Here is a 12830-nt window from a genome sequence, read left to right as displayed (position 1 = left end):
ATCCATGGCTAAATTTCGAAACACAACGGAATGATCATATGGATGTTACATGTGACAATTTGAAAACAATAAATATAAACACATGAAACAATATAGATATATTTTTACCTTACTTACTATAGTCTTTATAGTAAGTTGTGATGATTCTTTTTTAGAAAAATCACCGAGTGATGCTATTTCAACAGCAACCTTTTTTAAACAGGAAAAAGATTTGGTATTTGCGGTTAATGCAGCTTATAATGTACTTGGATTTAACGATTGGGGAGAATGGGGAAGAGGAACCGATATGCTACGTTTGGATATAGTAACCGATGACGCTATTGATCATCATTCATGGGACCCGGCATACCGATTGGCAGATGGAACAGCAGGAGCAAGCGAAGGGTATTCTACAGCGCGTTGGAGAGAACGCTATAAAGGCATTCAACGGGTTAACAGAATTTTGGAAGGTGCCGATGGGGTTACCGATATCAATCCCGATTTTAAAGACCGACTTTTAGCGGAAGCTAAGGTACTAAGAGCCTACTTTTATTTTGACTTAACCTATTTATTTGGTGATGTTCCTTTTTTAACATCGAGTATATCACCAGAAGAACTTACACCAACAGTAAACGATGATGGAAGTTTAACACCAGCGGCTGGAGCAGCAAGAACCGATAGAAATATTATTTTGGATGCCTTGGTAGAAGAACTTGATGCCATTAAAATGGATTTACCATTAACCTATGGAGGTAGTGATAAAGGGCGTGTTACCAGGGGAACAGCTCTATTTTTAAAAGCTAAGATGTTGTTAATGCAGGAAAAATGGACTGAGTCGGCCGCAGCATCCAAAGAACTTATGGATCTAGGTGTTTATAGTTTATACCCTAGTTATGAAAACCTGTTTACTTATGAAGGTATTGGTAATAACGAAGTTATTTTGGATGTACAGGTAAAACAGGATGTTGATGAAGGTGAGTTCTATTGGTTAAATTTTGGTCCGAACTCCGTAGGTGGCTGGAGTGTATCGTGTCCCTTGCAATCGCTGGTAGATACTTACGAACTTACCGATGGTAAAACCATTGAAGACTCCCCTTTATACGATTCTGAGAATCCATATGACAACAGAGATCCAAGATTAGGGTATTCAATACTATATCCCGGAGCCGATTGGCGTGGAGGGGTTTATAACACCATTCCGGGAGCAACTTATCCGGGAAAAACCATAATTCCTGGTGATGATCTAACCGACGGAACAGGTGGTCAATGGAATAAAACATCAACAGGATACAACTGGTTAAAATATATTTCGAATGAAGATATCGATGTATCAAATGTTTGGGATGGAGGCGTACATTACATTCTTATGAGATATGCCGATGCCTTATTGATGTATGCCGAATCAAAAATTGAAGCCGGTGCTATTGATGCCTCTGTTTATGATGCTATTAATCAAGTGAGACAAAGGCCAGATGTTATGATGCCTGAAATACCTACAGGACTTTCCCAGGCCGAGCTAAGAGAGATCGTAAGACGGGAAAGACGGGTAGAATTGGCATTCGAAGGACAACGTTTATTTGATATAAGACGCTGGGATATTGCTAAGGATGTTATGCCAGGCGTGCCTAAGGGATTAACCTATAAAGATGAAAATGGAAACGATGTTACCTTAACATGGGGAGAGCGTACTTTCGATCCCGGTAAACATGGTTTATGGCCCATTCCACAAGCTGAAATTGATGTAACAGGTATGGAACAAAATCCAGGCTGGTAAAACATTGAGTTCGTAATTATGTTTGATTAGTTTAAGTTGAATACTCTACCCCAATTCAGGGGTAGAGATTCATTCTGAACATATTAATGTATGTATGCATTTTTTTGAGATGTTTCCAATAAGAAAGGGCGTTTCAAAAGGCATGTTTTCCTATAACTATATAACAATACTTTTCATTATGAAAAACACAAGAAGCCTTGTGCTGGTGCTTACCTTGTTGGTGTGTGTACAAACTTTCCATTCTCAAGAAAAGATTTATCCCGGAGCCGATGAAAAAACACCTTCAAGAGCACAGTATTTTTCGTGGATAAATAACACTAATGAGGGACCTACAGAAGCACAGACGCAAATAAATCTGGACTTTTTTAACTGGTTGAAGCAGGAGTACGGCATGCAACTAGATATTTATGCCTTTGATGCTGGAGCCATTGATGGTAAACGTTTTTATGGAAGTGTAAAGTCCGATCGGTTTAAGAACCAGTTTCCTTATGGGTTGGATTCTATCTACAAAAAAGCAACAGACATAGGTATTCGTCTTGGTGTTTGGGGTGGCCCCGATGGTTTTGGAGATAGTTCCGAAGAAGAAAAAGAGCGTACGGACCAAATGGTAGACCTTTGCCGCGATTACAATTTTGCCTTGTTCAAGTTCGATGCCGTTTGCGGACCATTGCGTCCGGAAAAAGAAGATGCGTTTATACATATGATGCAGGAAAGCAGAAAGTATAGCCCCGATCTCATCCTGTTGAATCACCGCTTAGGATTAAACAAAGGAAAGCCTTATGCTACGACATTTTTGTTTGGCGGCGCTGAAACCTATGTCGATGTTTTTATGACCAACGATGTAACAGCACCTCATCATAGAGCAGGAGCCATATCAAGAGGTTTGGTGCCTGGCTTGCAACGCTTAACAGAAGATCATGGGGTATGTTTGTCGTCATGTCTCGATTATTGGGATGACGATCTGGTTTTGCAAGCATTTAACAGAAGTTTGATTCTTGCACCAGAAATTTATGGGAATCCATGGTTTTTAAGGGATGACGAATTTCCCAAATTGGCGAGAATTTATAATGTACATAGGAAATACAAGGATATTCTTGTAAACGGTATGGTTTTGCCTGAAGCGCAATACGGCCCCAATGCGGTTGCCCGTGGAGATGAAAAAACGCGAATCATTACCCTAAGAAATTTAACCTGGTCACCTGTAGAATATCAATTAACATTGAATAAGGAAATAGGGTTGACCAACACGTCGGATGTTAAATTAATTCAATTACATCCAAACGAAAAATACCTAGGAACGTATAACTATAATGATAACATTCCTGTAGAAGTGGCTCCTTTCCGTTCCGCCATGTACCTGGTAACATCAGAAGATTATGATGACCCTCTAATAAAAGGAGCAGCATTTAATGTGCTTAGAAATGTAAATGGTAAATCTGTTTTAATTGATGTAGTGGGTGAGCCTGGATCTGAGGCAACAATTAATCTTGACAAGTATAATGATTACAAATCAGCTTTAATAAACGGAAAAGAAGATAAAAAGTTAGTCCAAGGGAAAAATATTAAACTAAGGTTCGGTGGAGAACAATTAAAATTAGATCCGAATAGAAAGTTAGCTGGGTTTAATGAAATTAGTATTCCCGAAGATGCTGAGGCCTTATACGAAGCCACTTTGTTTGCGGCCGATAATAATGCGTTGGAAGTCCGTTCGCTCTATCGTTCGGGAAACACTTCCATTCCGGAAGTTAGAAAAGCCCGGGACGCCTTTTTTGAGCAATCCGCTTTTGTGGATCGAGGCATTTGGGACAAAAACCTGTTTGATGGTGATATGGCAACCGGATTTTGGCCTTCCAAAAAATATGATATCGATCTTCGGATAAAAAAAGGAGCACTCCGATTGGATTTAGGAGAAGTTGTTGATGTTGATGAGATAATCGTTTATGTGCCCGATTATTTTTCGCTGCACCCGCTATTGCGAGAAGAAGGTAACTATGTAGAGGTGTCTACCGATTTAAAACGTTGGGAAACCATAACCTACTTGGCAGATCTTAAGTCAACTATTAATATCCATAAAAAAATAAGATATTTAAGATTTAGAAGTCAGTCACAACATATTGTTGAAATAGAAGGCTTTAAAAAAGGTAAACCTTTAGATCGTAAAAAATGGCGTGCCTCCAACCTGTTTGCACATCCTATAGCAATGCCAGCTGTTAAAAGCTGGAAATCCGAATTCACCTTAAACGAAATTCCTAAAGGCAGTTATTTAAGTGTAGCCCTTAACGGGAAACATGGTGAGGAAGGTGCCTATGCGGCAGCAAAAATTGGCGGAAAGCTTGTTGGTGCACCCGATCGGGCAGTCTCGTATCCATCCAACACCTGGGAGTATGTAAATGCCAAAAAGGATAGTAACTATACTTATTACATTCCACTGGATGCTTCATATAAGGGACAAAACATAGAAGTGTTTGTTATGAGCTACGATAAAGATAATACAGACTTCACCCCAGAAGTATGGTTATCTTCTGACGATGATGCCAACGAAAAAATAAGAGTAGAATTATTTCCTAATTAATTATGAAATGAGCCAAAACAAATCTTGATACCAATCGAGAATGTCTATTGGCGGAACCAAAGGTTCACGAACACGTTAAAATCAAATAGTTACGACGTGAGTAATTACATCTGACCGATGAAAAACAATAAAAATTAAAGATGAAAACATCACTATTTAAAATACCTATATGCGTCTTGCTGTTCCTTGCTTTTAATACAGTTTTGGCAAAGGACAAAAACTTTAAACTACAGTCTCCCGATGGCACAATTGTAGTTGAGGTCAAAGTCGATCAGGCAATTACCTATTCCATTTTTGTAGATCAGGAACAGGTTATAGATGCAGCTACTTTAGCATTAACAGTCAATGAAAATAATGTTTTAGGAGCCCATCCCAAACTTATAAAAAGGCAATCCCGATCTGTAGATAAAATGCTTTATCCTGAATTAAAAGTAAAGAGTGCCGAAATAAGGGATCGTTTTAATGAGATCACGCTTACGTTTAAAGGTAATTACAAAGTGGTCTTTAGGGCGTTTAATAATGGCGTAGCCTATAGGTTTGAAACGCAATTCGATAAAGACTTGATCGTCACATCCGAAACGGCAAAGTTCAATTTTACCAATAACAATCTGGTTTATTTCCCAAGAGAGGACGAATTTCAATCACATAACGAGCGCCTCTATGAACGTTTGACATTAGATAGTCTTTCAAATGAAGACCTATGTAGCCTGCCCGCGTTAATTGCCACCCAGGGTAAAACCAAATTACTCATTACAGAAACCGGGCTCTTGGATTACCCTGGCATGTGGCTTACCGGAACAGAGGATAACAGCTTGCAAGCCGTGTTTCCGCCAGTAGCACTCGAAGAAAAAGTAGACAATACACGGTGGACAGACGATAGAACCATTCGTGTCTCTAAAAAAGCCAATTATATAGCAAAAACCAAAGGAGCAAGGGCTTTTCCGTGGCGTATAATAGCAGTGTCCAAAACAGATGCAGACTTGATAACCAATCAATTGACTTATCAGTTAGCAGAACCTTCCAGAATAGCTGATTGCTCTTGGATTCAACCTGGGAAAGTGGCCTGGGATTGGTGGAACTATAACAATATCTATGGCGTGGATTTTAAGGCAGGTGTGAATACAGATACCTATAAATACTACATCGACTTTGCATCTAAATATGGTCTCGAGTACATTATTCTGGATGAAGGCTGGTATAAACTGGGGGATGTATTGGATGTGGTGCCCGAAGTGGATGTGGAAGCCCTAATACGATATGGAAAAGAAAAGAATGTAGGCCTTATTTTATGGGTGACCTGGAGCTCTCTGGATCAAAAGCTGGAAGCTGCTTTGGATGCATTTCAAAGTTGGGGTGCTAAAGGTTTGAAGATCGATTTTATGCAGCGTGACGATCAATGGATGGTAAAGTACTACGAACGCATTGCCAAGGCCTGTGCCGATCATAAATTATTGGTAGACTTTCATGGGTCTTATAAACCGTCTGGATTGCGAAGAACCTATCCCAATGTACTGACCCGAGAAGGTGTTAAAGGGAACGAAAACAACAAATGGGCCGATTATATTACACCAGAGCATAATGTAACCTTACCATTTATACGAATGGTAGCCGGTCCTATGGATTATACGCCCGGAGCCATGATCAATACCCAGCAAGAAAATTTTGGTGTGGCTTGGAACAAGCCCATGAGCTTGGGCACACGTTGTCACCAACTGGCTATGTACGTTTGTTTTGAAAGTCCATCGCAAATGTTATGCGATAGCCCTTCCAATTATTACAAAGAACCTGAATGTATGGAATTCTTATCTGCTGTACCCGCTGTTTGGGATGAAACCATAGTTTTGGACGCTAAGGTTTCAGATTATTTAATGTTAGCGAGAAAACATGGAGATAACTGGTATGTTGGTGCTATGACCGATTGGAGTTCAAGAGATCTTACTTTGAACCTATCATTTCTTCCGAAGGATAAAAAATATGAGATGACCTTGTATCAGGACGGTATCAATGCCGATAGGATCGCTATCGATTTTAAACAATCTAGAATGGTTGTGGATAGCGCTTACAGTAGTAAAATTCATTTGTCAAAAGGCGGTGGATTGGCAGTTATATTAACGCCAGTGCAATAAATCAACCTAAGGTTAAATTAAATAATGAAAATCATGAACAACATAAAATATATAATATTACCATTACTGTGTCTCTTTACCATTATGCTAACCCAAGGGTGTAATTCAGCAGACGATTCTGGTCCAAAAGCCACATCCATCATACATAAGTTGTTTGTAACTGCTAGCGAACCTGGTAGCGCTATTTATTTGGATGGTGTTTATACGGGCAAGGTAACGCCATCAGAGCTAGTTGTAGAAAAAGGTGAACACATGGTTGGTGTTGGTCTAAAAGATTCAAAAACCTATTTAAGAAGAACCGTAACCGTAGAAGTAACAACTAAAACCTTAACTGTCGATTTGAACAATAATGACCTACAGGGACCTAAAGTTTGGAAAGCACTGTTTATAGGTGTTAATAAAGTGACGGCGAATGTAGGAGCTTGTGTAAGCGAGTATACAACTGCCGAATTGGATCTGGCATACGAATTTTTTAATTGGAGCTTTAAGGACAAGGTGGAAGACTATTCGTATAACACGACAAAATGGGAAATAGAGAGGCGTGATATTAGTGATGAAACCATTGTGTTAAGTAATGAAAAGTTGATTACTCCCAGTATCATTGATAACTATATAACAGATATCAATAAAGGTGATTACGACTTAATAGTTACTTTTTTTAGAGGTGGAGCAGGTTCCCAGCAAAATTGCTTTATCGATAATTTTATTGGGATTGCCTGGTTTGATGTTACCGAGCTAAATTCGGATGCGTCATATTACACCATTAGGTATTACGATGATATTGAAGGTACGATAAACGATGCCAAACAAAACGACCCGGGTATGTTTATCCATGAATGGTTGCATACTACCGCAGAGATGTTCTACCCAGACAGGGGCGAAAAAGTCCCTTCAGATAACGGACAGGTTGTTCATGCTGCCGGAAAATATGGGTATTCTCACCCTTGGATGAGCTGGTATGAAGACCTTATTTCGGGTAAAGTAAGGGATGGATCTACTTACTCGGGAATTGGTCCAGATGCTTTTTTAGAATGTACCGTTAAGGAAAGTGCTTTGGGAGCATGTCCACAATGATAAAATATGATTAGATTGGTATATATAATGCAAAAAGCAAGAATACTTTTAGGCTGTTTTGCAGTGATATTATTAGTTACTTCTTGCTCAAAAAAACAAAAAGGGTCTCAAGTAAGTGCATTCGTAGCTGCAAAAGAACAGCATGTTTTAGGAAAAGGATACTCACCCGGAAGTCTTGAATTTAATCTAACAGAAGTGCCCTTTAGTATGAAAGGGGCTTCTATGGCCTGTTCGGCAAGAGGAACAAACGACCAAAAAGGACTTTATATATGGGATGTTTCGGGTAGAGGCGAAGAACGGGGAATCATTAAAATAGAACCCACGTTTAAGGGAGAAGTAGTACCTTCAAAAATAGTGGGAACACCAGAAAAATTAAGGGTTAGTACTGATTTTGGTAATCTTGAAATTTGTTTTGATGGAAATAGGGCCTTACGGTTCTATTCAAAAAAAGGTGTAGGGGTAAGGCTGTCGGTTAAACAATCGTATGCCTTGCCAAAAAACAATAAGCAGTTCAGAATTATTCAAGGGGATTTTTTACGCTATATGTTTACATCCATCGCTGGAAATGTTCAGATAAGTACAGATAAGATATCCAAAGGCATTCTGATAGATAAGTTACCAGAAAAAGATGGTACCATTGATTTTGTTCTTGAAGAATATGAAAGCGAATGGAGCGAACACAAATATGCCAATACATTTAATGATGCCGTAGAAAAGGTTAAAAATGAATTTTCAGAATGGATGGAGGAAACCCTTCCGTTAAATAAAAAGTATGACCATACAAGAACATTAGCAGCTTATATAAACTGGTCCAGTATTGTTTCACCAAGAGGTTTGCTTAAAAGGTCAACCATGCTAATGTCTAAAAACTGGATGCATCGTGTTTGGAGCTGGGATCATTGTTTTAATGCATTGGCTCTAGCCGAAGGGAATCCAAAACTGGCCTGGGATCAATTTATGATCATGTTCGATCAGCAACACGAATTGGGAGCGTTACCAGATTGTATGGATGACCACAGTTTAATTAGAGGCTATTTAAAACCTCCTATTCATGGATGGGCCCTAAAAAAAATGATGGCTATGGGGGTAGTGACTTCAGAAAAAATGCAAGAAATCTACACCCCCTTATCGAAATGGACAGATTTCTGGATGACCTATCGGGACGATGATAAAAATGGCATGCCCCAATACCATCATGGTAATGATTCGGGATGGGATAATGGGTCGGTATTTGCAGAAAATCGTTATGTGGAAGGCCCCGAACTTAGTGCCTATCTCGTAATTCAAATGGATGTTTTAGCAGAAATAGCAGGACAACTAGGAAAAACGAAAGCAGCGGGACAGTGGCATAAAAGGGCAGATGACTTGTTAAATACAATGATTAACAGAAGTTGGATTGATGGGCGATTTGTTTCAAAGTATTCTGGGAGTGAAAACTGGAATAAAAACAGCAAGAGCCTTATGGCTTTTTTACCGTTGGTATTGGGAGAACGATTACCCGCGCAGATCCGAAAAAAATTAGTGAACGATTTATGGTCGGATAAAGGCTTTATTACACCATTCGGACCGGCTACAGAAAATATTTATAGTGAGTATTACACTAAAGATGGCTATTGGCGAGGTGCTATTTGGGCACCCACAACCTATTTAATTGTAGATGGATTAGCGTCCTGTAAAGAAACAGACCATGCAAAAGAACTGGCAAAGCGATTTGTAGAGATGTGTAACAATAATGGGTTTGGAGAAAATTTCGATCCCATTACGGGGGCATCTCTGCGAGACCCTGCCTATACATGGACAGCAAGTGTGTTTTTGTTGCTTGCCAATGAATATGTGAATTAATATAGGACATTTAATAACCTGTTGCTAATATTTTGAGAAGCATATAAATAAAATTAAAATGAAGAATCATAGCATTGCACATCAATTGATCGTTCTGTTGTTAGGGCTGTTTACGTCATGCCACTCTAATAAGAAAGAAGAAGCGATAGACCAAACAGTCAATAAGGGTGAATTATTTACTATTCTTTCTCCAGAAAAAACAAATATTTCATTTAAAAATGAACTCACAGAAACGGTTTTTAAGAATGGACTGTTCTATGAATACTATTACAATGGAGCAGGGGTTGCTGTGGGCGATCTCAATAATGACGGGTTATGTGATGTCTATTTTCTGTCCAATTTAAAAGCCAATAAACTGTATCTGAATCAGGGTAACATGACCTTTAAAGAAGTAACCAAAGAAGCTAATTTAGAAGGAGGTTATGGTTTTCCGACAGGAGTGACCATGGTAGATGTCAATGCCGATGGACGTTTGGATATTTACATTTGTAAATCGGGCAAAATAGAAGATCCCGATAAACGAAGGAATGAATTATATATAAACCGCGGAAATAATTCTGAAGGAATCCCAGTATTTGAAGAAGAAGCCAAAACATATGGGTTGGACTTACCCCATTTTTCAACCCAGGCCTCTTTTTTTGATTATGACAAAGATGGCGATTTAGACATGTTTTTAATTAATCATGGTATTGAGATATATCCCGATGATGCCATAGAGAAAAGTTTAAACGTTGCATCGAAGTTTAGGGGAGAGCGCTTGTTTAGAAATGATAATGGTCTGTTTAAAGATGTTACTAAGGAGGCTAATATTATTAATAATCTCATTGGATTTGGTTTGGGGATTGCTATCGGTGATTTAAATAATGATGGTTGGCCGGATATTATTGTAGGTAACGATTTTTCAGAAAAAGATCATATGTATCTCAATCAGAAAAATGGAACTTTCAAAGAAGTTATAAATGGAGCCACAGGACATATTTCTAATTTTTCCATGGGAAATGATATTGCAGATATCAACAACGATGGCTTACTTGATTTTATTTCCGTAGATATGATGTCCGAACATAATTATGATATAAAAACCAGTATGAGCGGCATGAATCCCGAACGGTTTTACAAGCATGTCGATTTGGGATTACATCATCAGTACATGTATAATACACTGCAGCTTAATAGTGGAGTTCATGGAGGGCTTCCCAGATTTTCGAATATCGCCCAAATAGCGGGAGTCTCTAGTACCGATTGGAGTTGGGCACCATTATTTTTCGATATGGATAACGATGGGTTAAAGGACCTCTTTGTATCTAACGGAATAAAAAGAGATTTTAGGAATAACGACTTTGTAAATTATAGAAAAAAACAGCAAGAAAAGCTTATTGAATTAAAGAAGGCTGGCCAGGATATAGATCTTAAAACTTATGTGAAGGACATTATGGATCATATGCCAAAACGGAAGAAAGAAAATTACTTTTATAAAAATAATGGTGATCTCACCTTTGGTACGATACATTTAAATGATAACGACCGTATACTAACCAGTTCCAATGGGGCTGCTTATGCCGATTTTGATAATGATGGTGATTTGGATATTGTGGTCAATAATTCGGATGATACCTCATTTATATACAAAAACAATACTTCGGAGAACCAAAAGAGACATTATTTAAGTGTAAAGCTCGAGGGGTCAAGTACGAATCCTTTCGGGATTGGGACCCGATTAGTTGCTACCCATAATGAACAAACACAGATTTTAGAGCAATACCTAACCCGAGGCTTTCAATCATCCGTGAGCGAAGTGTTGCATTTTGGATTGGGAGACAACGATATTTTGGAAACATTAAAAATAATCTGGCCAGATGGGAAGGTAGAAGAATTAAAGAACATAAAAGCAAATCAAGTTTTGACATTAAACTATCGAAATGCAATAGTTGACAATAACAACATTAAAACAGACAAAACCTATTTTAAGGATATAACAGATTTGGTAAAGCTGAATCATAAGCATATTGAAAATAAATTTGACGATTTTAAAAGAGAAAGTTTGTTGCCCCATAAAATGTCGAATTTTGGACCTGGCTTAGCAGTGGGCGATGTTAATGGTGATGGTTTGGATGATTTTTACATTGGTGGATCAAAAGGTTTTAGCGGAGCAATGTATTTACAAATGGAGAACAATGCATTTACAGCAATAGATGGAAAAGCATGGTATAGCGATAGAGGTAGTGAAGATATTGGAGCCGAATTATTTGATGCCGATGCCGATGGCGATTTGGATTTATATGTGGTAAGCGGTGGCAATGAGTTTAGCGAAACCTCTAAGGCGTTACAAGATAGGCTTTACTTAAACGATGGTAAAGGGCATTTTGTAAAAGCAGTCGGGGCATTACCAAAAATGCTAACAAGCGGATCTGTTGTGCGATCATGTGATTTTGATAATGACGGGGATCAGGATGTGTTTGTGGGAGGCCGATTGGTTCCTGGGAAATACCCTTTTCCAGCAGATAGTTATCTTTTAAGAAACGATTCAAATGGAGGAAAGGTAATGTTTAAAGATGTAACTGAATCCATGCTGCCAGAACTTAAAGAACTGGGCTTAATAACTGATGCCGAATGGGTAGATGTAACGGGAGATAACAAAAAGGATCTGGTTGTTGTAGGCGAATGGACGCCCATATTTGTCTTTAAAAATACAGGGCATACATTTGAAAATGTTACAGCGATATCCGGGTTAAATGATAAAACAGGATGGTGGTATAGTATAGCCTCGGCCGATATGGATAATGACGGTGACATGGATCTGGTTGTTGGAAATTTAGGGAAGAACTATAAATACAAAGCGAGTTATAAAGAACCCTTTGGTGTGCATACAACCGATTTTGATAATAACGGAACCTTAGATATTGTATTGAGCTATTTCGATTTGGGAAAAAATTATCCCTTAAGAGGACGGTCTTGCAGTTCCCAGCAAATGCCCTTTATTAAAAAGAAATTTCCAACTTACAATGACTTCGGGCAGGCCACATTACAGGAAGTGTATGGAGAAATTTTAGATAAATCCTTGTCGTATAGTGCCAATACTTTTGCAACATCATATATAGAAAATCAGGGAGATGGTACATTTAAGACGTTCGACTTACCTAATCAGGCACAACTATCTTCCGTAAATGATATCCTGATAGAAGATATCGATAAGGATGGGAACAAGGATATTGTATTAACAGGAAATTTGTTTGCTTCAGAGATTGAAACGCCAAGAAATGATGCTGGTCATGGCTTGTTGTTAAAAGGTAATGGAAAAGGAGAGTTTATGCCTGTTTCAGAACGCTTAAGTGGATTGTTTTTGGGCGGCGATGTAAAGCAGGTAAAAAAACTGAGGCTTAAGGGTCAAGCAAAGGAAGCTATTTTAGTTGCAAAGAATAATGATGTTATGCAAATGGTTGAATTTGATAATTAAATTATTTAT

General features: G+C 38.5%; 6 protein-coding genes. All 6 read left to right on the top strand.

The window, feature by feature from the left end; translation table 11 throughout:
- Positions 1-82: 82 nt before the first annotated feature.
- The 6 genes from JF259_RS06780 (at position 83) to JF259_RS06755 (ending at position 12821) form a co-directional block, all read left to right on the top strand.
- Positions 83-1753 (top strand): RagB/SusD family nutrient uptake outer membrane protein, encoded by a 1671-nt coding sequence (locus JF259_RS06780; protein ID WP_199114556.1) that lies wholly within the window; start codon positions 83-85, stop codon positions 1751-1753.
- 178 nt (positions 1754-1931) lie between these two features.
- The gene (locus JF259_RS06775) at positions 1932-4325 is read left to right on the top strand and encodes a hypothetical protein (protein WP_199114555.1); all 2394 of its coding nucleotides are present in this window, start codon (positions 1932-1934) and stop codon (positions 4323-4325) included.
- Between the two features lie 140 nt (positions 4326-4465).
- The gene (locus tag JF259_RS06770) at positions 4466-6451 is read left to right on the top strand and encodes a glycoside hydrolase family 97 protein (protein ID WP_199114554.1); all 1986 of its coding nucleotides are present in this window, start codon (positions 4466-4468) and stop codon (positions 6449-6451) included.
- A gap of 33 nt (positions 6452-6484) precedes the next feature.
- The gene (locus tag JF259_RS06765; protein WP_199114553.1) at positions 6485-7525 is read left to right on the top strand and encodes a PEGA domain-containing protein; all 1041 of its coding nucleotides are present in this window, start codon (positions 6485-6487) and stop codon (positions 7523-7525) included.
- 6 nt (positions 7526-7531) lie between these two features.
- Positions 7532-9367 (top strand): amylo-alpha-1,6-glucosidase, encoded by a 1836-nt coding sequence (locus tag JF259_RS06760; protein WP_199114552.1) that lies wholly within the window; start codon positions 7532-7534, stop codon positions 9365-9367.
- 58 nt (positions 9368-9425) lie between these two features.
- Complete coding sequence (locus JF259_RS06755; protein ID WP_199114551.1) at positions 9426-12821, top strand: FG-GAP-like repeat-containing protein; 3396 nt, start codon at positions 9426-9428, stop codon at positions 12819-12821.
- Positions 12822-12830: the final 9 nt, after the last annotated feature.

This window comes from Snuella sedimenti, assembly GCF_016428595.1.
GTDB classification, from domain to species: Bacteria; Bacteroidota; Bacteroidia; order Flavobacteriales; family Flavobacteriaceae; genus Snuella; species Snuella sedimenti.
The sequence above is the reverse complement of the archived record's forward strand: the minus strand, read 5'-3'. Positions and strand labels throughout refer to the sequence as shown.

What these genes read in the sequence shown, in the direction of transcription:
- JF259_RS06775 (WP_199114555.1), top strand. Translation starts at nt 1,932, where the DNA reads ATGAAAAACACAAGAAGCCTTGTGCTGGTGCTTACCTTGTTGGTGTGT.
- JF259_RS06765 (WP_199114553.1), top strand. Translation starts at nt 6,485, where the DNA reads ATGAACAACATAAAATATATAATATTACCATTACTGTGTCTCTTTACC.
- JF259_RS06755 (WP_199114551.1), top strand. Translation starts at nt 9,426, where the DNA reads ATGAAGAATCATAGCATTGCACATCAATTGATCGTTCTGTTGTTAGGG.
- JF259_RS06770 (WP_199114554.1), top strand. Translation starts at nt 4,466, where the DNA reads ATGAAAACATCACTATTTAAAATACCTATATGCGTCTTGCTGTTCCTT.
- JF259_RS06760 (WP_199114552.1), top strand. Translation starts at nt 7,532, where the DNA reads ATGATTAGATTGGTATATATAATGCAAAAAGCAAGAATACTTTTAGGC.
- JF259_RS06780 (WP_199114556.1), top strand. Translation starts at nt 83, where the DNA reads ATGAAACAATATAGATATATTTTTACCTTACTTACTATAGTCTTTATA.